Genomic DNA, 22,931 nt, shown 5'->3' with positions numbered 1-22,931 from the left:
CTGGACCGGCTCGCCGCCGCCGACCGGCTCGCCCGGTGACCCGGGCACCTGGTCTGGCTCGCCGACGGGGTCCGGCCCGGCCGGTGACCCCGCCACCTGGCCTGGTCCGCCGGCGGGGTCCGGCTCGCCCATCGTCAGCGGATCGGGGGACGGCGGGTCCGCCGGCGCAGCCGGCGTGCCGGGGCGGGCGGGTGTCGGGGCGTACCCCGAGCTGCCGGTCGTGCAGTCGCCGCTGGCGCTGCCGACGGCGGTGAGCCCGGCGGGCGCCGGGGTGCCGGCGCAGCGGGCGGCGGCGGTCGACCCGGTGGTGGAGCTGGAGCTGGCCCGGCGGATGGCCGACGAGGCCGACCGGCACGGGCAGCAGGCCGAGCTGCTTGCCCAACGGCCGGCGCTGCTGCCGACGTGGTCGCCGCTGGCGCGGGCGGTCGCCGTCTACGCCGCGTGCGGGGCGGCGGCGGGGGTGCTCATGCTGACCCTCGTGCTCGCCTCCGGGGTCGGCCTGGTCGACGGCTTCACCCTCGGCGCGTGGACCTGTGCGGGGCTGCCGGCGCTGGCGTTCTTCGGCGGGTACCTGGTGCTGGGCCGATGGGGGAGACCCGCCATGGTCGCCGGCACCCCACCCCGGTACCTGCCGCTCGGGTTCCTGATCTGCTTCCTGCTGGTGCCGCTGGGCTACTGCGCCTACCTGCTGCTGTTCCGCGCCCTGCGCTGAGGCGCAGCCGAGTGGCCGAAAGGCCGAGCACTCGGGGTTTACGACGAAGACCTCATGTGTCAGTGTGGTGAACGACCCGTGGCGGGGGGTGAGCAGGACACTCACATCCACGTCGGACTGCCGCCGCCGGTTCCTTGTGTGATACCGGGGGTTCGTGCGCATGTAGGGATGCGAACGGCCCCCGATCCAATCACGAATCTGGCGAAGCGATGTCCCCTGCCCCGCGCAGGAGTGACCGTTTCGTGGCAGACGAGCGGGGAGCCTGCATGTCCTACCCACGTACCAACAAGGTCTTCACGTCCGGGGAACTGCACGATCTGCGCCGGACGGTGGCGATCCGGTCGGCGACGCGCCGCAATCTGGCGGCGGACCCCCTCTACGCCACCGCGTTGCCGCAGGAGGTCAGCATGCAGCTGACCTACCGGTGCAATCTGCGGTGTCACCACTGCTTCCAGTGGAATGAGCAGGGGTTCTTCCACAACTACGACAGCCAGCGCAGGCGTTCCGAACTCGACCTCGACGTCGTCCGGGACGTGCTGGAGACGACCGCGCCCGAGCAGGCGAAGGTCTTTCTGTGGGGCGGTGAGCCCCTGATGCACTCCCGGTTCGGAGAGATCGCCAAGCTGCTGGGCGCCGTGCCGCGAGTCGTCAACATGTGCACCAACGGCCTGTTGATGGAGCGCAACGCGGAACACCTGCTGGCCATCGGGCCACGACTCAACCTGCTGGTCAGCCTGGACGGCTTCGAGCCGGAGCACGAGGCGTTGCGGGGCAAGGGATCGTTCCGGCGCACCCTGCGCAACGTCGAGGCGATGCTCGACCTCCAACGGCGCGGCGAGTACCAGGGCGAGTTGTCCGTCGCGTGCATGGTCAGCGAGGACATGGTCGGCCGCATGTACGAGTTCACCGAGTGGGCCGAGCAGACCGGCTTCAACTCGGTCTACTGGCTGCTGCCCTGGTACATCAGCCCGGAGACGGCGTCGGCGATGGACCGGCTCTACGAGGAGTCGTTCTCGTGGCTCAACCCACCGGAGCCGGGCGACAAGCCGACGTGGCACTCGTACACCTATGCGCTGCCCGAGCAGTACCTGCCGGTGCTGAAGGAGTCGATGGCCCGGCTGGCGAGCCGGGTGTGGGATCTGCGGGTGCGCTACCAGCCGCAGGTCGAGCAGGATGAGATCGACGACTTCATCCGCGGCACGTCCCGTCCCGCCCAGCGGCGCAGCCGCTGCCTGGCGGTGTCCAACCGGATCGAGATCCACGCCGACGGCCGGGTCAGCTCGTGCAAGTTCTTCCCCGAGTTCGTCATCGGCGACCTGAGCGAGCAGTCCATGCAGGACATCTGGCAGAGCGAGCGGTTCACCCGGGTCCGCGGCATCCTGCGCGACAGCGGCCTCATGCCGGTGTGCTCGAAGTGCATCCTTCTCTACCTGAGCGGGGAGTGAACGCATGGCAGAGGTGGTCACCCGCATGGCGGTCCTGCTCGCGCGGGTTCTGGAGGATCCGGCGCTGGCCCAGGAGGTGACGGCGGACACGAATCTGCTGCTCGACCTCGGAATCGACTCGCTGCACATGATCACGTTCCTGCTCGCCGTCGAGGAGGAGTTCGACGTCGAGATCGACTTCGAGTCGCTGGACAGCATCCACCTGGAGTCGGTGAAGGCGTTCTGCCATTTCGCCCTCGACGGCGATGGTCGGTGAGGTGAGCGGGACCGTTCACTTCGGCTCGTTCGACGCGGAGGCGGCGTGGCGGCCGGAGGATCTCGCCGGGCTGCCCGCCGGCCCGGCGGCAGGTGGCAGCCGGGGACGTCGCGGCATGGACGAGCTGCTGGCGGTCGGGTGCGCTCCGGGCGATCTGCTGCTCACCGCCGAGCCGATGGACGAGGCCCTGGTCGAGGCGCTGGCGGTCGCCGGCATCGCACCACGGGTCGCGGCCGTGCCGGGTCACCAGGACGCCACCGTGGAGGAGCGGCTGGCGTCGGCTGGTGGCACGTCCCTGCCGGAGATGTCCGGGTGGGCCGCGGCGTTCTACGCCGTCCGGCCGGACACCTCCGTGGCGGTGCGCCGACTCGGCCTGCGTGCCACGGTCCCCGCCGTCGAGGTCGTCGCCCGCGTCAACTCCAAGGTCTGGTCGAACGACCTGGTTCGGGACGCCGGCCTGCCCGGCGCCGCCGTCCTGGCCACCACGCCCCGGCAGGTGCGGCGGCTGGTGGAGGACGCGCCGGACGACGTCGTGCTCAAGGATCCGTACGGGGTCGCCGGCCGGGGCGCCCTGCGGGTCGGCAACCCTCGGGTGCTGGACACGGTCGTCCGGCACCTGGAGCGGCAGGTCGCGCGCGGGGCTCGGGTGGAGCTGCTGGTGCAACCCCTCTTCGCGGAGGCGTCCAGCTTCTCCACCCACCTTGAGGTCGACCCGAGCGGCGCGGTGCGGTGGCGGGGCGTACAGCACGTCGACAACGCCGAGTTCGCCTACCGCGGCTCCGGTCCGCTCCCCGCGGATCAGCACGCGAGCCTCGACACCACCGCGCACCGGGAGGTGATCGCGCGGGTCGGGACGGCGCTCGCGGCCGAGGGCTACACCGGGCCGGTCTGCGTCGACGGACTGCGGCTGGGCGACGGCACGGTCGTACCGGTGCTGGAGGTCAACGCCCGACGATCGATGGGTCTGCTGAACCTGCACCTCGACCGGCGGGCCCGGACGGTCGGCCTGCACTCCTGGTTGCGCTGCCGCACGACGCCGGTGCGGCCCGGCGACACGGTGGCCGGGCTGGTGTCCGCGTTGGACGAGGCGAAGCTGCTGTTTCGCGGCGACGACCCGGGGGTGCTGCCGCTGGCCTCGGGGACGCTCACCCCGCCCCGTGGACGGCTCTTTCTCGCCGTGTTCGCCCCGGACGACGCGGCCCGGGTCGCCCTCGAAGCGCAGGTGGGCAACCTGCTCGTCGCGACGACCGGCGCCCCGAGTCTCGTCACCTGACTCCCACGATCGGAGCAACGATGGCGACTGTGCTGCTGACGTCGGGCGCCACGCTCGGCACCCACGTACCGGCCCTCATCCTGGCGGGTCGGTTGCGGGCCCTCGGGATCGAGGTGCGCGTGGAGGTGTTCGAGCGGCTGCTGCGACCCGACGAACTCGACCGGCTGAGGGCCGCCAAGCTGGCCTTCAGAGGAAACTTCAAGCTCGCCGTGGCCGCCCAGCGCATGGTGCGTGATCAGATGCCGGCGCTCGACGACGCTGCGGTCGATCAACTGCTGCACCGGTGGCGGGCCGCGGACGTGGACCAGGTGGTGATCTTCTCCGGCTTCTGGGTGCCCGTCGTCGAACGGTACGAGGCGCTCACGTCCCGAACGCCTCGGGTGGACATCTGTCACCTCGACGCCGCGCCGACCGCCTCCTTCAACCTCTTCCGGGCCCGCACAGAGCGCTTCCGTCACGTGTGGATGTTCGACGCCGAGCGGGGCACCGCGCCGACGAGCATCCGCGTCGGCGACGAGGACCCGGTGCCGTGGCAGCGGCGGGAGCCCCGCCTGCTGGCGCACGGCGGCGGCTGGGGGCTGGGCACCTACCGGGACCGCGCGGCGGATCTCGCCCGGGCGGGGCTGCTGGTCGACGTGGTGACCCACGACCCGGCCGACGTGTCCGAGCTGCCCCCCGGCTGCCGGGCTTTCATGATCGACCCGGAGTGGGAGGCCTGGCAGGACGACGGCTTCCCACCGTTCGGCGAGATCCTTCCGGACGGCGCGGTGCGGTACCGACGGGGTGCGGCGTACCACGACTCGTTCGACCTCGCCCGACACCGCGTCGCCATGCTCTGCAAGACCGGCGGGGGCACCCTGATCGACTCGCTCTGGTCGGCCACGCCGATCGTGCTGCTGGCGCCCTTCGGCGCGCACGAGCAGGTCAACGCCGACCTGTGGCGTCGGCTGGGCTACGGCGTCACCGAGCAGGAGTGGCGCGACAGCGGATACTCCCTCGACCTGCTGGAGACCCTGCACCGCAACCTGCTGGCCGCCCGTGAGGGGACCGCCGACTACGCCGCCGACCTGGCGACCCGCGCCGTGCAGACCGAGGTCCCGGGGTGAGCGCCGTCCCCGCCCCGGTCACGGTGGTCGTCGGGTCGGACGGTTTCATCGGCGCCAGTCTGTGCCGTGCGCTCGAACGCCGCCGCCTGCCTCCGCACCGGGTGACCCGACCCCGCAACGCCGTCGAGGAACACCGCTACGCCGACACGATCAGGGGGGCGGACCTGGTCTTCTGGGCCGCCGGCACGGTCACGCCGAAGAGGGCCGTCAGCCAGCCCGAACTCGTCGAGCTGGACCAGCGTGCCCTCGCCGCCGCACTGGAGGCGTGCAAGCTGGGCGCCCGCCGTCCCACCTTCGTCCTGCTGGGATCCGGCGGGACGGCGTACCGGCCGGATGTGCCGCCACCGGTGGACGAGACCGGCCCACTCGGCCCCGACAGCGTCTACGGCCGGGCGAAGCTGGCCCAGGAGCAGGCCCTGCGCGAGGCCGCCGACCACCTCCGGCCGGTCGTGCTGCGGCCGTCCAACGTGTACGGGCCCGGCCAGCGCGCCGAGGGTGGGCTCGGCGTGGTGTCGCACTGGCTGGAGGCTGCGGCCGCGCACCGGCCGTTGCAGGTGTTCGGCGACCCGGTCACCCGTCGCGACTACGTCTACATCGACGACGTCGTGGCCGCCCTGCTGGCAGTGTGGGACCGTCACCTGGACCGCGACACCCGCGAGGCGCTCGACGGCGCCGTCCTCAACGTCGGCGCCGGCCATCCCACCTCCCTCGCCGAGCTGCTGGAGGTGGTGAGGGCGACCGTCGGTCGGCCGTTGACCATCCGGTACGCGGACCGTCGGGCCTTCGACCGGCGCGACATCTGGCTCGACGTCCGACGCGCGTCGGCGATGCTGGACTGGCACCCCGTCACCGACCTGCCCACCGGGGTGGCGCGTACGTGGGCGGCGCTGGCCGGCCCGAACCGCTGACGTCTCCGCGCCTCGCCGGCGCCTCGCTGTCAGGCCTGGCTGGCCGGCTCGGGGACGGGCGTGAAGTCACGCATTCTCCGCAGCGGCGAGAAGTAGACCCACAGCCCGGAGGCCCAGACGCCGAGGGCGGCGATCACCAGGGTCTCGCGGACGCCGAGCCAGGTGCCCAGCACACCACCGAGGACCGCGCCGATCGGCAGGGCGCCCCACACGATCCAGCGGACCCCGGCGGTGAGGCGGCCGAGCAGTTCCGGCGGGCACATCTGCTGCCGGTAGCTGATCTGGGCCGCGTTGTAGATCGCGCAGAGTGCGGCGAAGCCGGTCATGCCGACGGTGTAGAACGCGACCCGCCAGCCGGGCTCGGCCAGCGGCACCAGCAGCATCGTCCAGCCGAGCCCGAGCAGGGAGACCCAGATGATGCGGGCGGTGCCGATCCGTCGAGCCAGCCTGCCGGAGGCGAGTCCGCCGGCGATGCCGCCGGCCGTGCCCAGCGCCAGTTGCACGGCCACCTCGGCCGGCGTCAGCTTGAGGACCCGGACCAGGTAGATGACCGAGAGGGCGTAGATCACCTGACTGAACACGTTCAGGGTGCCGCTGGCCGCGACGATCTTCCGCAGCACCGGATGCCGGAAGGCGAAGGCCAGGCCGGCGGAGATCTCCTCCCGCAGCCGCGGCCGGGGGCCCTGCGGTACGGCCACCTCCGGCTCCTTGCGGCGGATCAGCAGCAGCGAGACGGCGCTGACCGCGAACGAGGCGGCGTCGATGAGGACCGTCCGCGCCGCACCGAAGACCGCGACCAGTCCTCCGCCGAGCCCGATACCCGCCACCTGAGCGACCGAGTACGTGGTGCTGAGTTTGCCGTTCGCGTCCAGCAGCTGGTCGGAGCGCACCACCGTCGGCAGGTAGCACTGGTAGGCCACCTCGAAGAAGACGGAGCAGACGCTGCACAGGGCCGCCACCAGCCACAACTGCGCCATGGTGAGTTCACCGGCGAAGAAGGCCAGCGGAATGGTGCCCATCGCGAGGGCCCGCAGCAGGTTGCAGAACACCATCAGCCGCCGCTTGCGCATCCGGTCGACGATCACCCCAGCCGGCAGCGCGACGAGCAGGTACGCCGCCATCCCGGCGGCCTGGAGCAGGCTCACCGAGAACGTGGACGCGTTCAGCACGGACACCGCGATGAGCGGGACGGCGAGGGTGGACACCGCGGAACCGGTCTCGCTGAGGGTCTGGCCGGTCCACAGCGTCATGAAGTCCCGGTGACGCCACAGGCTTGGCGTGACCGCCGGGGTGGTGGGCGGCGCGGTCGTGGTCATCCGGCGGCCTCCGCGCTCGTGCCGACCAGCTTCAGCAGGTCATCACGCATGGCGACGAGCAGAGCGTCGAGTTCCGCGCGTTGGTAGCCTTCGCGGATCACCCGCACGGTCAGCCGGACCGTCGTGTCGGCGTTGGCCATCAGGTAGAAGCCGGGCCCGGTCGAGCGGATCGGCACGTGCCACTCGATCCGCGATTCCTGGATCGTCTCCGGCGGCTGCACCACCATCGGGGGCAGCAGGAAGGTGAAGTGGTACCCCGGGTCGAGCGGGCCGCCCTCCCGTTCGGCGTCCTCGCGAATCCGCGCCACCGTGTCCGGGTCGTAGACCCCGTGCTTGAGGGCCCGCATGTTCCGTACGTACAGGGCGCGCGCGGTGTGCGCGAACGGTTCGTCCGGTTCCGGCGCGGCCAGCAGCGGCACCCACTGGTTCATCGACGTGACGAGCGACGTAACCGCCGGGTCGAAACGGTTGGACGACATGGGGTAGAGCAGGACCGGGGTGCTGGTGGTGCCCGTCGCGATGATCGCCCGGCAGTACGCGGTGAGCAGCACCCCTGCCACGGTCACGCCGATGCCGCGCGCCGCCTGGCGGAGGATGGGCTCGGGGATGCCGGTGTGCATCGTCGCCCGGAGCACCGGCCCCGGCGCGGGCGGGGTCCGCCGGGGTGCCCCCGCCAGCACCTTGCGCCAGTACGACTCCGCGGCGAGCAGTCTGGCGTCCATCTCGCCGGACCGTTGCCGCGTCGCGAGGTCGGCCGGCTGCGGCGCCGGTGGCAGCGCCTCCCCGGCCAGCAGGGCGTAGAAGTCCCGCTCCATGGTGTTGATGCCCGCGCCGTCGGCCGCCATATGGTGGATGACGACCAACAGTTCACGGGGGCGGCCGTCGCTCTCGGTCAGCCACACCCGCCACGGCAGGTCGGTGGTGAGCGTGAACGGCCGCTGGATCTCCTCGGTCTCGATCCGGGACATCCCCGTCTCGCCGTCGGGCTGTCGTACCGCCTCGACCACGTCGGCGGGGGAATCCACCGCGACGCGCTGGCGCGGATCTCCCGGGTCCTCGACGTCGAACGTCGTGCGCAGCGAGGCGTGCCGCATGCCGAGTGCTCCGACCGCGCGCCAGACGTCCGCCGCGGTCACATTTTCCGGCAACGACCAGGAAAAGCAGAGGTTGCCCTCCCACCACTTCTCCGGATGCATTTTTTCGATGTCCCGCCAGACCGATAGTTGGCCGAGGGTCATCGGGTAGGTCGTCTCCGGGGTCACACCTGTTCCTTCCCGAGCGGGAACGGTTGCGCTGCCGATGAGCGTGTGCCGCGACGCGACACACGCTCATCGGGACGAAAGATAATTGGTTGCGTCAGCCGGCCGAGTTGTTCTTCATCACGACACCTCCCGAAGAATACGGTTGTCGGAAGTGAGGCCGCGGCCCTGCGCCGTGCTTAGGGGTGCATGACGCGCCACCGTCGGATGACGGGTGGAATCACCGTGCAGCAGTCCGACCAGCGATCGACCGAGCTGGTGCGACAATTGCCCAGGCCCTACTTCGGATGCTCTTCGCGGCAGTACCGCAGCACCCGACAGCGACCATGGACGACGGCCGTCCTATTCGGAGCATTCGCTGGCGGAGAGACTTCCAGTGATGGCCATGGAGCCGCGCACAGGCGAATGCAGTGAAAGACCGACTCCCCCGGATACGTGGCCCCGCCTCGGTTAGCAGGACCCCCACAGCATTCCGGCCGTCTATGCCGGTGTCAACCCTCACATTGATGGATCTTGCTGTCTTGACCACGATGGCCGCCGTGATTACGGTCGGGGCGGCGGACGTGCCCACAGCACCCGCCACACGGGGGCACAAAATGGGTACGACGAGTCCTTTCGGGCCACCGATGACGGCTGGCCCGACATGATCAATCCCGCGCACGCCGTCATCGTCGGGGCGGGAATCGCCGGAACGGCAGTCGGTCTCTTCCTGCGCCGGATCGGCTGGCGCGTGACGGTTCTTGAGGCCCGGCCGCCGCGCGAGCGGCCCCTCGGGTCGCACCTGAGCCTGGCCGACAACGGCCGTACCGTGCTGCGCGACCTGGGCCTGCTCGCCGCGGTCGACGCCGCCGGCACGCCGACTGACCGCATCTCCTTTTACGACCACCGGGGACGGGAGATCGGCAGCAACAACCAGGTGAGCACGCTGATCCGCCGGGACCGGCTCGGCGAGGTGCTGCGCGAGGCGGCCCGTGGCGCCGGCGTCCGTATCGTCGAGGGTGAGCGGGTCGTCGGGCTGCGCGATGACGGGCACGACCGGGTCGTCGCCACCCTCGCCGACGGATCCAGTCACAGCGGTGACCTCTTGATCGGCGCCGACGGGGTGCACTCGTACACGCGTCGGACGATGTTCCCCGAGCATCCGCCGGCTCGATTCACCGGAGTCCTCGACGGCGGCGGCTCGGCCCCGCAGGTCGACGGGATCGCACCGGACGGAGTGCTGCGGCTGACGTTCGGCGCCAACGCGTTCTTCGGCTATCAGGCGTTGCCGGACGGCGAGGTGGTCTGGTTCCAGAGCCTGCTCACGGGCGAGGGGGAGGTGGTGGCGGGGCCACGGGCTGATCCGATGGACCGGTGGCGGCAGCGGCTCGTCGAGCTGCACGGCTCAGACCACCCGCCGATCCCCGCCATCATCGACGCCAGCACCGGCCCGATCATCCGGTGGCCGGTGCACGACCTCGTCCCGCCCGCGCGGTGGAGCCGCGGTCGGATGTGCCTGGTCGGCGACGCGGCGCACGCGATGCCGCCGCACGACGGGCAGAGCAGCTCCATGGCGCTCGAAGACGCCCTGGTCCTGGCCCGGTGTCTCGCCTCGGCAGAAGACGTCGGTGACGCCTTCGTGAGCTTCCAACAGCTGCGTGAGCCACGGGTGGCGACGGTCGCCGGGCTCGCTCGCCGTACCGGCAGCCTGAAGTTTCCGACCGGCGCCCGCGAGCGGCGGGCGCGCGACGCCGTGCTGACGATGTTCATGAGGGCGGGCGTGGCCGCCTCCGAGGACGTCAGCCGGTACCGCCTGCGATGGCCGACGGACTCGCACGCCGCAGCTCGGTCAGCTCCTGATCAAGCAGGTCGGCCAGCCGCTCGAACCGGTCCGGGCGATTCTCCCAGGTGATTCCCCGGCTGGGCATCTCGACAGTCATCAACAGGTACAGGTGCAGGCGGTAGAGGCTGAGCCGCCGCAGGGTGGACTCGTCGAAGACCACCGGATCGGCCGCGGCGGCGCGGTAGCCCCGCAGGAACGGGTGGTCGGGGTCGTCCTCCACCCTGCGATACAGCAGGGGTGACACGAGGTCCAGCAGCGGATCGCCGAACAGGAACCGCTCGCCGTCCACGATCCCGCGCAGGCGCAGGGTGCCCGCGGGCCCGGGTTCGGCGAGCACGTTGCCGTCCCAGCCGTCGAAGTGCAGCAGCGCCGGCCGGCGTACCTGGTCCAGGGCCCAGGCGTACCGCTCGGGCAACTCCCGGATCCGCGCCGGCGAGGTGGGAAGTCGTACGTCCCAGTCCGCCGCGTCGGCGAGCAGGTCGTCGAGCATGGCGGCGAAGGCCGTACGCCACGTCGCGCCACTCGCCCGGCCGCCGCCGTACCCGTAGTGGTCGCCGGTCACCCGGTGCAGCGCGGCGATCGCGACGCCGAAGTCGTAGCGGGCCGGGGTGTCGTCGAGGTGCTGCTCGCCCTCCGACCATTCCCGCAGCGACCGTCCGGGCAGCAGGCCGGTGACCAGCCACTCGCCGAGTTCCGGATCGTCGCCGTGGTGCAGCAGCGGCGGCACCGGCACCTGCGGCGCACGCGCGGCCACGAGGCGGAAATACCGGGCTTCGGCGGCGGCGAGCCCCCGCTCGTAGCGCAGCAGCGGCGCGTCGGGTGGTGGTGCCACCTTCAACACGACCTCGCGCCCGTCGTCGAGCGCCACCCGCCACACCGTCGCGAAGCCGCCGCCCAGGATCGGCCCGCAGTCCACGACCCGGCGGTCCGCGCCGAACGACGCCGCGACGAAGCGTTGCACCTGATCGTGGTCCAGTGGCCGCTGGGTGCGGCTGAGCCCTTCCACCCCGTGGTCCCTTCCTCCCCGCCGTGACGCCCGCCAGCGTGCCAGAGTCGTCGGGGAATTGTCGTCCTGGTCTTGGTCTTGGTCCGCCGGCCGACGATCCTGCGGAAGGTCCCCGGTGGTGGCGTCCTAGTGGGTCTCCTGCTGGTCCCGTGCGCCGGCCTGGTGCTCGTTCCCGCCCGGTGCGGCGTTGTCGGCGGTGTGCGCCGCCGCCGCGAGGACGTCGTCCCGTTCCCGGTCGGTGCAGCCCTCGTCCTCCAACAGGCCGAGCAGCAGCACCGTCCGGGCGACGATGGCCGGCGCGTCGTCGGGCACCGGAGGGCGTTCACCGAGCGCCGCCCACACCAACGCCTCGGCCAGCGCCGGCTCGACGTCCATTCCGGTGACGTCGTAGCGTTCCCGCGCGGATGCCACGAACCGGATCACCGGCGCCCGGTCCTGCCCCGCGACGAACCGCCGCCGCACCGCCACCAGCAGCGCTCCGGCGAGCAGGTCCGCGTACCGCCGCCAGTCCGCCTCGGTGAAACGGCGCAGCCGCCGTTCGTGCCCGCGCAGCCGTCCCGTCAGAAGGCCGCGCAGCGCTGCGTGCGGGTCGTTCACCACTGTCGCCCCCTGATCATCGTGAGTGGGTTCTTCCGTCGGCGTCGCCTGGTCACCAGGCCGCTCGCCACCCGGCAGCCGTGTGCGATCTCGCTGGTGCTGCTGGTGCTGCTGCTTTTTGGCGCGTTGGGTGCGGGGGCGGCCGGCTCGCCGGTCAACGCCGCCACCGAGCGGTCGATGCGGCAGCCGCCGATCGCCAGCCGGGTGACGACCAGGTCCAACCGGGTGATGGCCGCCGCGAAGTGCCGGGCCGCGACCGCGTCCGCCACGATGTGGGTACGCCGCAGCCGGTCCTCGGCCGCCGCCAACCGCCACCGGGTACGGGCGGCCAGCGCGGCGGCCCGGTCAGCGTCGACCCGAGCCGCGCGCAGCCCGGCGAGCAGCTCACCTGCTGTCGCGGTCACCGGCGATGCTCGATCGGCAGCCAGGCCGGCGTAGACCAGACCGAGCGTCCGCCAACACTCGGTGACCGCGTCCTGCCAGGGCAGCCTCCGGCCGGGTGGCCCCGCACCGTGCAGGTGCGCACCGGCCCGGTCGGCGGCGGCGATCGTGGCCAGCCAGGCGTCGCGCAGATCGTCCACCGGGCCGCCAAAGTGCGCCAGCCGGGCCCGCGCGGCCCGCTGCTCGTCGCACGGGCCAGGCCGTCCGCAGCTCCGGCAGATCCCGGTGTACGCCTCCGTCACGTGCTCGGCGACCCGCATCCTCGCCTCGATGACCTGCTGATTGGCGTGCGTGTGCAGATCATCCGCGTTCATCGGCGGCCTCGGCAGCTCACTGCTCCGCCTCGGCGGTGGCCTTGACCAGGCGGGCGAAGAGCACGTCGGTGCACGGGTAGTCCCTGCCGCAGCCGCAGACCCACCGGCGAACCACGCGCGGCGGATGGGCGAAGAGGGTGTCGTCGGCGTCCTCGACGTCCTGCTCGGACACGAGACGCTGGGCTGGAGGGTGTCGGGAGGGTGGGTCGGTGGGCTGGTCGTCGGGTCGATCGGGCATCGGGTGCTCCCGTCCGGTCGTCTCCTTGCTGGTCAGGGCGTTGCTCGTGGCGGCACGTGCCGCCCGGCGGCGATGCGGTGGGGCGGCGGTGCGTTGGGCGGCGGTGCGGTGGGGCGGCGTGCGGGCGTGCCCCGGCACGCCCGGCCGGACGGGGGGACCGACCGACCGGGCGCTTCCTGCGCGGTGGGGAAAGAACCAACTCCGGGTTTGCAGACCTGGGAGCCGGTCGTTTGGAGCTTTACACAACTAGTCACGGATAGCAAGCACGACAACACGTTACTTGTCATGGGTAGTTGGGCGTGATCGAATGGCGGGGCAGACCTGGGAGTCCATATGCCCGTCAAACCGAAGTGGGAACAGCTCGCGGATCACATCCGGGGCCAGATCGAGTCGGGAGAGCTCGCGCCGGGGGATCAGTTGCCGTCCACGGTGCAGCTCAAGACTCAGCACGGCGTCTCGACGACCGTGGTTCGGCAAGCCATCCTGGTCCTTCAGACCCAGGGTTGGGTGCAGGGCGTGCACGGTCTCGGCGTGTTCGTCGCCGATCGCTGACCGTTGGACGCTGCGGTTTCGGTGAACCCGGCCAGATCTTGGACAGTTTCCGTTAGCCGAGAACGGAAAGTGTCCAAGATCTAGAGATTCCGGCCGGGGTTCCTCGTCGATTCCTTGATCACTTGATGCGTACTAGTTGCCGAGGGCCTGCCCTGGCTGGTCAGCATCAAGTGATCTTCGCCTTGGGCGGCGGGGACACCGCGCACATCATGATTGGGCGATCGAGCGGTCGCGCTGGGTGCGTGGATCTCGTACGCTCCCTTGTGGTCTCTGCCGGTGCGGCGGTGGAGGCGATGGTCGACCAGGGGGAGGATGCGCGTGAGCGCAGCACAGATCATCGCGAAGTTGGCGGCGGCGTCGCAGAAGCTCGATGAGGCGAAGGCCAAGACCGCAGCGGCAGCGCAGGACGCGGCCGAGGCGCGAACCCTTGTCGCCGGTGCGCTGGAAGGTGTTGCCGCCGGGCCGCTGGTCGGCATGATCGACGCGTACCGGCAAGCTCTGGCGCAGGCGTCCCAGGGCGGCGAGCCGGCTAAGCAGCACGTCCAGGAGACGATCGCCAAGGTCCGTGCACTGGGAAACTGACCACGGGTGGTGGTCCCACAACCCACCGTGGTGGTTCAACTATCTGGACAAGGTGGAGGCGGCAATAGAGGCCGCGGGGTGACCGGACGTACCTGGTCCGGCTAGCCGGGAGGCGGTGGGCCTGCTGTAGGGCTTCGCCAAGCCATGCCGGTGGGCTCCGACCATCCCACATCGCACGTCGAGGAACATCAGCTCAATCGGCGGACGACTGGACGCAGGACCGCGACGAGGCGCCCGGTGTCGGTCGTGGCCAGGTGTACACGGCACGCTTCGATGTTGTCGGCTTCGTTGAGTTCCGACCAGTCGAGGAGAAAGCCCGCAGCGGCGGCAAGTTGCCGAAGAAAGGAACGGATGGTCCGGCCGTTGCCCTCGCGAAACGGGTGACACACGTTCAGCTCGCCGTAGTAGTGCGCGAGCGTCTCGACGAACACTTCGTGCTTGAGGCCGAGGAGAAAGCCATCCGCAGTCAATCCACCAAGGACCGCGCTGACCTGGTCGTCAATGAAGCGCCAGTGACAGAAGCGCGCTCCCGGCTTGCTGATGTCGACGGTTCTGGTCTGTCCGGCCCACTCGTAGAGATCTCCGAAGAGCTGCCGGTGGAACGTCTGAAGATGGTCGAGGCCGTAGTTGCCGGGAATGATCATGCGCGATGCCTGAACCTCCCGGATCGAGGTCAGGCGAAACTCGGCTTCCCGGAGGAGGTCCGGGTCGGTGATGCCCAGCTTGTTCTTGAGGCAGTCGGTCCCCGGCCAGCAGTACGGATCAGTCACCCTTGAGGCGGGCAATCTCTTCGGAGATCAGGTCGTCCGCGCTGATCACCCCTGCTGCCACGTCGCGAAGCTTGTCCTGCCAGTTCTGATCGAACTCAGCGCCTTCCAGGGCAGCGTTCGCGGTTGCGAGACCGACGGCAGTTTCCGAGTCTGCGATCTGCCGGGCGTAGTAGGTACGCATGAGGTCGGTGCTGATCCTCGCCGACGAGTTGGCCGACTCGGGAAGCCCACCCCGCGCAGCCCGCCAGGGAAGCTCGTTGTGTGTCATAACGGACAGCTGGCTCGCCGAGAACTTTCCGTACTGATCTGTGACCCACCGGACGGTTCTTCGTTCGTCGGGGGTCAGGTGGGAGGCTTGCCCGTGCGGCCAGTCAGACACGGTGAGCTGCCGACGGTGGTGCCGGTAGAGGGGCGGCACCACCGGCCCCTCCCGCCAAGCTTCGATCGGCTCGGGGAACAGCAAGGTGCCTTCACGTGCCAGATGCCACCCCTGGCAGTAGTAGACCAGCTTCTCCAGCTTCATGGCAGTGACGCTGCCGAGGTTGCCGAGCACTGTGGCAGCGACATCGTGCGCGGTAGCCATACGCTAACCACCTCCCACCTCAGCTTGCTCCCGACGCTAGCTACTGACGGTGATTCCGTCGGCGCTGAACTTGTGTCGAGCCCTATTTCGATCCTATAGGTCCGGGCGACACCTTCGTAGAACACAGGTTCTGCTAGAACGTGCTGTCGGATAGGTGTCACCGCGCGTGGCGGGGGCTGTGCAGACCGGTGATCTTCCCTATCCTGGCGTGTTCACCGACGGCTAGCGACGTGGAGTGTCGTGGATCCTCGACAGGTACGACGTCTGGCAGAGCAGTCCGCCAACTTCGGGTTCCTCAAGGAGCATCCGCTACTGGTCTGGTACGGCGCGGGCGCTGAGTTGCTCGTCTATGTCGACGCCCAGGCCGCGATGTTCAAGATCCGTGCCTTCGGTGACGAGTTGGCCAAGGACCTCGTTCGCCGCACCGGCGCAAGGCCGCAGAAGAACGACTTCTACCACCGGGTCCAAGCGCTGTATGGCGACGGCACGCTGGTCGCTCATCTCAACCTCGTCCGAAAAACCCGATGTCACTGACTCGGTTCCCAGCCAACGAGTCCCGACCGCCGTGGCCAGACGGACTCGTGCCTACTTCGGTGGCATCACGGTCGCTCGGCTGGTGGCCGTGGGTGCGCTCACCGCTGGCGAGGAGATGGTTCTGACCTATAAGCGGGCCGACTATAAGGCGCGCATCAGCGCGGCTGGCCAGATCGAGTTGGAAAGCGGGGAACTTTTCGAGTCGCCCTCCCCGGCCGGCGCGACGGTCACCGGTAAAGTGGCCATCAACGGGTGGAGCGCGTGGAAGGTTCGCCGAGCGGACAAGTTGATCCCGCTGTTCGACGTGCGGGCGGATGCGCTATCTCGCGGCCTGCTTGAAGGAACGTCATAGGTGGCGCTTGTCGTCGCGCCGGTCGCGATGATTGTGGAGCCATCCAGGCAGCCGTTTCCTGGCTAGTGCGTCCGACCGGTTCAGCGGGTGATGCGGACCTCGTCTTCGAAGCGCGGGTAGTCGCACGCGTCCTGGCCGCACAGCTCGAAGCCGCCGCTGGCAAGCGCCACGCCCCGGTTGAAGGCGAAGCCGCCGCCTTCCGCGTACACGCGCCCGGTCACTGCCTGCGGTTGGCCGGTGCAGCTGACGGGCGCCCAACCCGATCCGTAGGCGACCCGGTTGCCCGAGCGCTGGCGCAGGATCAGCTCCGCGCCGCCGGATAGGCCAGCGTCGCAGGTCACGGTGAGGGTGAGGTCCACGGCGACGCCTTTCGCGACCAGGGTCGCGGACGTGACCTCGACGGTGCTCGCCGCGCTCGCCGGCGATGGCGCCAACAGGGCGAACAGGGACAGCCCGAGCAGCGCGATGGTGGTGGTGAGGCGGCGCACGGCGGCTCTCCTATCGGAGTAGGTGCTTACCTGCGGTCACCATAGCCCCTGCGGCGCTGACGTGGATCAATAGATCGTCGAGTCTTACGGGGACGTCCGCTCGATGACAACGACGGGGATCTCCCGGTCGGTGTCCCTCTGGTAGCGGGCGTACGTCGGGAAGACCTCCGTCATCACCGGCCACAGCCGGGCCCGCTCCTCGGTGGACGCCGTCCGGGCGCGAGCGGCGAACCGTTCCGCGCCGACCTGGACCTCCACCGTCGGGTCGGCGCTCAGGTTCAGGTACCAGGCGGGGTGCGTGGCAGCACCGCCGTTGGACGCCACCACCAGGTGGTCGTCCCCGTCGCGGCCATAGATCAACGCGGTGCGGCGGAGTGTGCCCGAGCGGCGTCCCCGCGTGGTGAGCAGCAGCGCGGGGTAGCCCTGGAAGGTGCCACCGTCGGCGCCGTCGGTCTCCACGTACCGCCGAATGTGCTTGGCCACCCAGCCGACCGGACTGTCCTCAATCGTCTCGTGCTGCTCCTGCGCGCTCACGCCATCGCCTCCATCGCCGAATCCGCCCGGCTGAAGCGGAGGTGCCGATCGTACGCGGAGTGCCCTGCTCTGGACTGGCCACGGCCATCGATGCGGCGGATGCGAGGGGCGTCCGTGCGGACGGGGTGAGAGCGGTATACCTGTGAGTCATCAATATGACTCACAGGTATACGTCTCTGAGTGCGTGTTTGAGATGGCGCGATCAGGTCCAGTTGAAGGTGCGGCGGGCTTGGCGGCGGGCAGGTCGACCGCGGGTGATGCGGCGGGTCATGCCGGCGATAGCGGCCCAGCGGATGATGGCTTCGGAGACCTCGGGGTGGCGTTCGTAGTCGCGGGCGAGTCGGCGATAGGCGGTGAGCCAGGCCAGGGTTCGTTCCACCACCCACCGCCGCGGATGCACGGCGAAGCCGCGCTGGTCGGTGGGCTTGCGGACGATCTCGAGGGTGATGCGCAGGATGTCGCGGGTCCAGTCGACGAGTCGTCCGGTGAAGCCCTGATCGGCGAAGACGTGTCGGATCGGGGTGGCCATGTAGGCGCCGAGCAGGGCGGCCTTCGCGCCATCGCGGTCTTGCCAGCTCGCGGCGAGGACAGTCACGGTGACCAGAAGACCCAGGGTGTCGGTGACGATGAACCGTTTCCGGCCGTTGATTTTCTTGCCCGCGTCGTAGCCGCGACTGTCCCGGCCGACGGTGTCAGCGCCCTTCACGCTCTGCGAGTCGATGATCCCCGCCGACGGTTCGGGCTCTCGGCCCTGCTGTACTCGGGCCTTGATCCGCAGGGTGGCCAGGAGCTTCTCGGTGACGCGGGCTTCTTCCCACCGGGTGAAGTACCAGTACACCGTCTGCCACGGCGGAAGATCCGCCGGTAGATACCGCCACGGGCACCCGGACCGCACCACGTACAGGATCGCGTTGACGATTTCCCGCCGCGGGTGCTTCTCCCGCCGGCCGTCCGTGTTCGGCTCTGGCAGCAAAGCCTCGATCAGCGCCCACTGGGCGTCGGTCAGGTCGGAGGGGTAGCCACGACGGGTAGACACCGCGTCAATCTGCCCAACCCGCGGCCGAAGGTCACGCCGCCACGCCGTCCACAACAGACCTTCTCAAACACGCTCTGAGGGGAAAGTGCCCCGGCGGGTCAGTCGCGCGAGCGGGGCAGGCAGCACTTCTTGTACTTCGCACCCGATCCGCACCAGCAGGCGTCGTTGCGCCCGGGCGGCCAGGACGTCAGACCCACCTCGTCGAGGCTGTCGGCGTACTCGTCAAGGGTTTCCTCGTCGATGGGGTCGCTGCCGGCGAACGCCGCCAGGCCCTCGACGGTGCCGGCGACCACGCCCAGGTCCGCGCCGCCCAGCCCGGCGGCGTCGGCGAGCGCGCGTTCGATCTGGGTACGGTGCTCGTCCCACGTCTTCGGGTAGCTGTCGACAAGCGCGGGCCAGCGAATCAGCAACGCGTTGAACTCGGCCTCCGGCCAGTACAGCAGCGTCGCGGGGCCGTCGTCGAGCGCGTCGAGGGCGTGGGTGCTCGCGGCGCGCAGCCGGTCGGCGAGGTTGTCGTACTCGTCGTGCGGAAGGCCCACCTCCTCGCGCAGGTGGTGCCGCCGCTGGGCCAGCCCGTAGATCATGGCCGCGGCCTCGTCCTGCGCGTCCTCGGACTCGTGCTGCTGGGTCCGGGTCCGTTCCAGGATCGTGTCGAGCGCCCCCGTCAGCCATTCCAGCGCCAGGTCGGTGTGGCCGGATTCGGCCAGCTCGTCGACCAGGTAGGTCGCGTTGGGGTTGGTCTCCAGCAGCGGACGCAGCTCGGTCAGCTCGGCCATGCCCTCGTCCGAGCGGCCGAGGCGCAGCAGCAGGCCGCCGCGCACCGCTCGGGCGTACGCGTCCTCGTCGGGCTGTTCGGCGATGGCGCGGGTGGCCAGGGCGAGGGCATCGGCCAGGTCACCGGCCTGCTCCAGGATGTCGGCGGCGACGAGCAGCGCGTACCCGATGTCGTCGGGGTCGGCGAGGCGTCCCTCGTCGACGGCGCTCACCAGCTCGGCGACCAGCGCGGCCGGGTCCGGGCTCTTGACGCCCAGGGCGCCGATCTCTTCGATGCGGTCGGCGGTCAGCAATTCGGACATGGGCGCATCCTGAAGACGACGAACGGTGGATGGGGGAGCGGCCAGCGTACTCCCGAGCAGGCCGGAGCCCGGGCGGCGAACCGCCCGGGCTCCGACTTGCCAGCGAACCTCAGCGGGTCGCGGGCATGGTGGCGAACTCGCCGGCTAGCTCGGACTCGACGATCGTCGCGGTGGACGGCCGGCGACCGGCCGACGCCCGCCGGGCGGACGGGACGGCCAGGGCCGCGAGCGCGGCGGCGAGGGCGATCGCGGTGAGGACGAGAAACCCCGTCGTGAAACCGGCCTCCCGGGGCAGGCCGTTGGCCTGCGGGTGGGCGGTGATCACGCCGCTGACCATGGCCGCGCCGATCGCGCCGCCGATGGTACGGATGTTGGCGTTCATGCCGGTCGCCACGCCGGTCTGGCTGGCGGGCACGCTGCCGACGATCAGGTTGGCCATCGACGCGAACGCCAGGCCGATGCCGAGACCGACCAGCCCACCGGCGATGGCGACCTCCCAGCGGGTGTCGTGCGCGGCGGCCAGCATCGCGGAGGCGGCCACGTTGAACGCGGCGCCGGTGGCGAGCTGTGCCTTGGCGCTGAACACGGCCTGGAGCCGGCCGGCGACGAGACCGGCGACGAACATCGCGACGAGCATCGGCAGCATGAGCAGGCCGGCCTGGCTGATGCTGGCGCCGAAGCCGTAGCCGGCGGCGGTCGGGGTCTGCACGAACTGGGGAAGGAACGCGTACACGGAGAACATCGACGCGCCGTAGAGCAGGGCGACCAGGTTGGTGGTCCAGACGCCGGGCAGGCGCATCATCCGCATGTCGATCAGCGGGTTGGTCGAGCGCACCTCGGCGACGAGCCAGCCGATGAGCAGCACCACGGCGAGCACCAGCAGGCCGAGCACCCGGGTGGAGGTCCAGCCCCAGGCCGCGCCCTGGCTGATCGGCAGGAGCAGCGCGATCAGCCAGCCGGAGAGCAGCAGGGTGGCACGCCAGTCGATCCGACCGGGGGTTCGCACCGGCGACTCGGGCACGAACAGGTGCGCGGCGACGGCGGTCAGCCCGACCACGACCATCGGGATCCAGAACAGCCAGTGGTAGTCCAGCGCGGCCACGATCGGGCCGGCGAGCACGACGCCGAGGCCACCGCCCGCAGCGACGATCGCCGAGATGGCGGCGACGGCGCTTCCGACCCGCGCGGCGGGGAACTCGTCGCGGATGATGCCGAACGACAGCGGGAAGACCGCGCCGCCGATGCCCTGCACGACCCGGGCGACGATGAGGACGCCGATGTTCGGCGCGATGGCGGCCACCAGGCAGCCGAGGGCGAGGGCGGCGAGCGAGACGACAAGCATTCGCTCCTTGCCGACCATGTCGCCGACCCGTCCGAGGATCGGCGTGAAGATCGACGCGGAGAGCAGGTAGGCGGTCAGGACCCAGGTCACGGTGTTCTGCGAGGTGTGCAGGTCCTGCTGGATGGTCGGCAGCACCGGGGTGATCAACGACTGGAGCATCGCGAAGAAGCCGGCGCCGGCCGCGAGCACGGTGAAGGTGAGCCGACGCGAGCTGCGTCGGGATGTCACTGACACGAGAGAAAACTCCTGATGCGGTACGGAAGGAGGTTCGTCGCCCGTCGTCGGAGGCGGGCAGGTCTGCGGGGTCCGGGCGATCGGGTGGCCAGGCCGGATCGGGCGGGTCCCGAGGTACGCTAAGCGGAGGCTGTCCTCCGGCAGTTCCGGAGGGGTGCCTCCACTAAGCTAGCGGAGGGGTTCCTCCGGATGCAACCAAGGTGAGGTGACGCACGCCATGACCAGCGCGGGGCAGACGCCCGAGGTCTTCGCGCAGCGGCCCAAGCGGGCCGACGCGCGGCGCAACTACGACGCCCTGGTCACCGCGGCGCGCGAGGCGTTCGCCGAGAACGGCGCGGCCGCCTCCCTGGAGGACGTGGCCCGCCGGGCGGGGGTGGGCATCGGCACCCTCTACCGCAACTTCCCGACCCGCCGGCACCTGTTCGAGGCCGTCTACGTCGAGGAGGTCCGTGCGCTGAGCAGCTCCGCCGCCGACCTGGCCGAGCTGCCTCCGTGGGACGCCCTGGTCGCGTGGCTGCACCGCTTCGTCGCGTACGTCGCCACGAAGCGCGCGCTCGCCGAGCAGTTGCTGCACGACTCGGAGATCTTCGCCAGCTGCCGGACGGAGATCTACGCCGCCGGCGAGCCGTTGATGCGCCGCGCCCAGGCCGCCGGGGTGGTGCGCGACGACGTCGGTTTCGACGATGTGGTCCGCCTGATCAGCGGCCTCACGATGGCCCAGTTCCCCGCACCCGAGCAGCGTGACCGGGTGCTCGGCGTGGCCCTGGACGGGTTGCGCGCGACCGTCCGCTGAGGACTCGTCAGCGCGACCGTCCGCTGAGACCGCGTCAGCGCGACCGTGCGCTCAGCGCGCGTCAGCGGTCGACGAGCAGCGGCCACTCGTCGTCGAGCCGTTTGACCACCATGCCCGCCGGCCACCGGCCCGCGCTGTCGTTGCCGAGCAGCTCGACGGCCCGGGTGTAGAGCTCGGTCCGGCGGCGTTCGGCCGCGTCGTGTTCGGCCGCGCCGGACCGCCGGTCCTGATGGCGCTGCGGCCTCGGCCACCGACTCGGCGTGCGCCTGCCCCCGGTCCCGGTGTGCCTGGTCGCGGGCGGCGACCCTCGCGCGGGGCGGGGTACGCGCGCAGCGGCGGGTGTCCGCTGTGGAGCGGCACCGAATTGCCGGTTTGTGCCGTCGGTGGAACAACGGGTTACCGGCGCGTAACAAGTCATTGACGTTTCTGAATTGTGACGTGCATCATCGTCGCACGGTCGACCGGACACCCCACCCACCTGCCCGGTTCGCCGGGTGCCTCCCCCCGGAGGTGCAGCCATGCTGCTCCGAAAGACCGTCCTCGTCGTGTCCCTGGCCACCGCCGCGCTGCTGGCGTCCGCCGGTGCCGCGACCGCTGCCACCCCCACCGCCCCGGCTGCTACCGCCCCAGCTTCCACCGCCCCGGCTTCCACCGCCGCCTTCGCTGCCGCTGCCGCAGCCAACCCGGTCATCGTGGTCGGCGGGCTCAGCGGCGTCGCCGTGGCGTACGAGCCCATCGCCGCCCGGCTGCGCGCCGACGGCTACCGCACCTTCATCTACCAGCTGCCCGGGTTGGGCCTCGGTGACATCCCCGCCTCGGCCCGCGCGTTCGCCGGCTACGTGGAGCAGGTGCGCGCCAGCACCGGCGCGGCGACCGTCGACCTCGTCGCCCACTCCGAGGGCGGTCTGGTCAGCCGCTACTACCTCAAGAGCCTGGGCGGCACCGCCAGCGTCGGCCGGTACGTCAGTCTGGGCACACCCCAGTACGGCACCTACGTCGCCAACATCGTGGCGTTTCTCGGCCTCGGCAGCTGCGCCGGCATCGTGGCCTGCCAACAGATGACCATCGGCTCCGCATTTCTCGCCGACCTGAACGCCGGGGACGACACCCCGGGGTCGGTGCGCTACACCACCGTCCGCACACTCCAGGACGAGCTGGTCCGTCCGACCGGCAACGCCGCCGTCAACGACGGGGCGACGAACGTCCTCATCCAGGCGTACTGCCCGCTGCGGGTGGTCGGGCACCTCGGCCTGGTGCTCGACGGGACCGCGTACACCATCGTGCGCGGCGCCCTGACCGACGGCCCGGTGCGACCCAACTGCCTCGCGCTCTGAGAGCCGTGCGGGTGGTCCCGGCCGGGAC

General features: G+C 70.6%; 26 protein-coding genes. 13 read left to right on the top strand and 13 right to left on the bottom strand.

Annotated elements, in window-relative coordinates; all coding sequences use genetic code 11:
* From ABZU46_RS23455 to ABZU46_RS23430, 6 genes are all read left to right on the top strand, one after another.
* On the top strand, window positions 1–712 hold a 712-nt coding region (locus tag ABZU46_RS23455), incomplete at its 5' end, for a hypothetical protein (protein WP_354861045.1).
* Between the two features lie 266 nt (window positions 713–978).
* Window positions 979–2,157 (top strand): radical SAM protein, encoded by a 1,179-nt coding sequence (locus tag ABZU46_RS23450; RefSeq protein ID WP_354861043.1) that lies wholly within the window; start codon window positions 979–981, stop codon window positions 2,155–2,157.
* Between the two features lie 4 nt (window positions 2,158–2,161).
* The gene (locus ABZU46_RS23445; RefSeq protein WP_354861041.1) at window positions 2,162–2,413 is read left to right on the top strand and encodes a phosphopantetheine-binding protein; all 252 of its coding nucleotides are present in this window, start codon (window positions 2,162–2,164) and stop codon (window positions 2,411–2,413) included.
* 1 nt (window position 2,414) lies between these two features.
* The gene (locus ABZU46_RS23440) at window positions 2,415–3,686 is read left to right on the top strand and encodes a hypothetical protein (protein WP_354861039.1); all 1,272 of its coding nucleotides are present in this window, start codon (window positions 2,415–2,417) and stop codon (window positions 3,684–3,686) included.
* Between the two features lie 20 nt (window positions 3,687–3,706).
* On the top strand, window positions 3,707–4,792 hold the full coding sequence (locus tag ABZU46_RS23435) for a hypothetical protein (protein WP_354861037.1): 1,086 nt from the start codon (window positions 3,707–3,709) through the stop codon (window positions 4,790–4,792).
* The gene (locus ABZU46_RS23430) at window positions 4,789–5,700 is read left to right on the top strand and encodes an NAD-dependent epimerase/dehydratase family protein (RefSeq protein WP_354861035.1); all 912 of its coding nucleotides are present in this window, start codon (window positions 4,789–4,791) and stop codon (window positions 5,698–5,700) included. Before ABZU46_RS23435 ends, ABZU46_RS23430 begins: the two co-directional genes overlap by 4 nt.
* 29 nt (window positions 5,701–5,729) lie before the next feature.
* On the opposite strand, the gene ABZU46_RS23425 is transcribed toward ABZU46_RS23430, so the two are convergent.
* Window positions 5,730–7,016: an MFS transporter gene (locus ABZU46_RS23425; RefSeq protein ID WP_354861033.1), complete on the bottom strand. Its 1,287-nt coding sequence runs from the start codon at window positions 7,014–7,016 to the stop codon at window positions 5,730–5,732.
* Entirely contained in the window at window positions 7,013–8,278 is a 1,266-nt protein-coding gene (locus ABZU46_RS23420; RefSeq protein ID WP_354861032.1) for a condensation domain-containing protein, read from the bottom strand. The genes ABZU46_RS23425 and ABZU46_RS23420 overlap by 4 nt, the downstream gene beginning before the upstream one ends.
* 640 nt (window positions 8,279–8,918) lie before the next feature.
* On the opposite strand from ABZU46_RS23420, the gene ABZU46_RS23415 reads away from it, so the two are divergent.
* A complete protein-coding gene (locus tag ABZU46_RS23415) occupies window positions 8,919–10,166 on the top strand; it encodes an FAD-dependent monooxygenase (RefSeq protein WP_354861030.1) in 1,248 nt (415 codons plus the stop codon).
* Here the strand turns inward: ABZU46_RS23415 and ABZU46_RS23410 are convergent.
* From ABZU46_RS23410 to ABZU46_RS23395, 4 genes are all read right to left on the bottom strand, one after another.
* On the bottom strand, window positions 10,054–11,103 hold the full coding sequence (locus tag ABZU46_RS23410) for an aminoglycoside phosphotransferase family protein (RefSeq protein ID WP_354861029.1): 1,050 nt from the start codon (window positions 11,101–11,103) through the stop codon (window positions 10,054–10,056). The two genes, ABZU46_RS23415 and ABZU46_RS23410, sit on opposite strands and share 113 nt — an antisense overlap.
* Window positions 11,104–11,229: 126 nt before the next feature.
* Window positions 11,230–11,700, bottom strand: coding sequence for a hypothetical protein (locus tag ABZU46_RS23405; protein WP_354861028.1), 471 nt, complete (start codon window positions 11,698–11,700; stop codon window positions 11,230–11,232).
* Entirely contained in the window at window positions 11,697–12,455 is a 759-nt protein-coding gene (locus ABZU46_RS23400) for a hypothetical protein (protein ID WP_354861027.1), read from the bottom strand. Before ABZU46_RS23400 ends, ABZU46_RS23405 begins: the two co-directional genes overlap by 4 nt.
* A gap of 16 nt (window positions 12,456–12,471) precedes the next feature.
* Window positions 12,472–12,693: a hypothetical protein gene (locus ABZU46_RS23395; protein ID WP_354861025.1), complete on the bottom strand. Its 222-nt coding sequence runs from the start codon at window positions 12,691–12,693 to the stop codon at window positions 12,472–12,474.
* A gap of 333 nt (window positions 12,694–13,026) precedes the next feature.
* On the opposite strand from ABZU46_RS23395, the gene ABZU46_RS23390 reads away from it, so the two are divergent.
* Both ABZU46_RS23390 and ABZU46_RS23385 read left to right on the top strand, forming a co-directional pair.
* Window positions 13,027–13,245: a winged helix-turn-helix domain-containing protein gene (locus ABZU46_RS23390; RefSeq protein WP_354861024.1), complete on the top strand. Its 219-nt coding sequence runs from the start codon at window positions 13,027–13,029 to the stop codon at window positions 13,243–13,245.
* A gap of 318 nt (window positions 13,246–13,563) precedes the next feature.
* Window positions 13,564–13,827, top strand: coding sequence for a DUF6244 family protein (locus ABZU46_RS23385; RefSeq protein WP_354861022.1), 264 nt, complete (start codon window positions 13,564–13,566; stop codon window positions 13,825–13,827).
* 188 nt (window positions 13,828–14,015) lie between these two features.
* Here ABZU46_RS23385 and ABZU46_RS23380 read toward each other — a convergent pair whose 3' ends face one another.
* Both ABZU46_RS23380 and ABZU46_RS23375 read right to left on the bottom strand, forming a co-directional pair.
* On the bottom strand, window positions 14,016–14,597 hold the full coding sequence (locus tag ABZU46_RS23380) for a Fic family protein (RefSeq protein ID WP_354861020.1): 582 nt from the start codon (window positions 14,595–14,597) through the stop codon (window positions 14,016–14,018).
* Entirely contained in the window at window positions 14,590–15,180 is a 591-nt protein-coding gene (locus tag ABZU46_RS23375; protein ID WP_354861018.1) for a type II toxin-antitoxin system antitoxin SocA domain-containing protein, read from the bottom strand. The genes ABZU46_RS23380 and ABZU46_RS23375 overlap by 8 nt, the downstream gene beginning before the upstream one ends.
* Before the next feature lie 240 nt (window positions 15,181–15,420).
* Between ABZU46_RS23375 and ABZU46_RS23370 the strand changes: the two genes are divergently transcribed.
* Together ABZU46_RS23370 and ABZU46_RS23365 are read left to right on the top strand one after the other, a co-directional pair.
* Window positions 15,421–15,714, top strand: coding sequence for a hypothetical protein (locus ABZU46_RS23370; RefSeq protein ID WP_354861016.1), 294 nt, complete (start codon window positions 15,421–15,423; stop codon window positions 15,712–15,714).
* Window positions 15,656–16,066, top strand: a complete 411-nt coding sequence (locus ABZU46_RS23365) for a hypothetical protein (RefSeq protein WP_354861014.1) — start codon at window positions 15,656–15,658, stop codon at window positions 16,064–16,066. The genes ABZU46_RS23370 and ABZU46_RS23365 overlap by 59 nt, the downstream gene beginning before the upstream one ends.
* A gap of 80 nt (window positions 16,067–16,146) precedes the next feature.
* Here the strand turns inward: ABZU46_RS23365 and ABZU46_RS23360 are convergent, their stop codons facing one another.
* From ABZU46_RS23360 to ABZU46_RS23340, 5 genes are all read right to left on the bottom strand, one after another.
* The gene (locus tag ABZU46_RS23360) at window positions 16,147–16,554 is read right to left on the bottom strand and encodes a hypothetical protein (RefSeq protein WP_354861012.1); all 408 of its coding nucleotides are present in this window, start codon (window positions 16,552–16,554) and stop codon (window positions 16,147–16,149) included.
* An 84-nt stretch (window positions 16,555–16,638) separates the two neighbouring features.
* Window positions 16,639–17,088: a nitroreductase family deazaflavin-dependent oxidoreductase gene (locus ABZU46_RS23355; protein ID WP_354861011.1), complete on the bottom strand. Its 450-nt coding sequence runs from the start codon at window positions 17,086–17,088 to the stop codon at window positions 16,639–16,641.
* Between the two features lie 202 nt (window positions 17,089–17,290).
* On the bottom strand, window positions 17,291–18,124 hold the full coding sequence (locus ABZU46_RS23350; protein ID WP_354861010.1) for an IS5 family transposase: 834 nt from the start codon (window positions 18,122–18,124) through the stop codon (window positions 17,291–17,293).
* A 98-nt stretch (window positions 18,125–18,222) separates the two neighbouring features.
* Window positions 18,223–19,200, bottom strand: coding sequence for an SEC-C domain-containing protein (locus ABZU46_RS23345; RefSeq protein ID WP_354861008.1), 978 nt, complete (start codon window positions 19,198–19,200; stop codon window positions 18,223–18,225).
* Between the two features lie 109 nt (window positions 19,201–19,309).
* Window positions 19,310–20,776 carry an MFS transporter gene (locus ABZU46_RS23340; protein ID WP_354861007.1) on the bottom strand — a complete coding sequence of 489 codons (1,467 nt, stop codon included), beginning with the start codon at window positions 20,774–20,776 and terminating at the stop codon, window positions 19,310–19,312.
* A gap of 217 nt (window positions 20,777–20,993) precedes the next feature.
* Here ABZU46_RS23340 and ABZU46_RS23335 point away from each other — a divergent pair, with 217 nt between their 5' ends.
* Together ABZU46_RS23335 and ABZU46_RS23330 are read left to right on the top strand one after the other, a co-directional pair.
* Window positions 20,994–21,569 carry a helix-turn-helix domain-containing protein gene (locus ABZU46_RS23335; RefSeq protein WP_354861005.1) on the top strand — a complete coding sequence of 192 codons (576 nt, stop codon included), beginning with the start codon at window positions 20,994–20,996 and terminating at the stop codon, window positions 21,567–21,569.
* Between the two features lie 518 nt (window positions 21,570–22,087).
* The gene (locus tag ABZU46_RS23330; RefSeq protein ID WP_354861004.1) at window positions 22,088–22,903 is read left to right on the top strand and encodes an alpha/beta fold hydrolase; all 816 of its coding nucleotides are present in this window, start codon (window positions 22,088–22,090) and stop codon (window positions 22,901–22,903) included.
* The last annotated feature ends 28 nt before the right edge of the window (window positions 22,904–22,931 follow it).

It is taken from the genome of Micromonospora sp. NPDC005197, from assembly GCF_040608295.1.
Lineage (GTDB): Bacteria > Actinomycetota > Actinomycetes > Mycobacteriales > Micromonosporaceae > Micromonospora.
The sequence above is the reverse complement of the archived record's forward strand: the minus strand, read 5'-3'. Positions and strand labels throughout refer to the sequence as shown.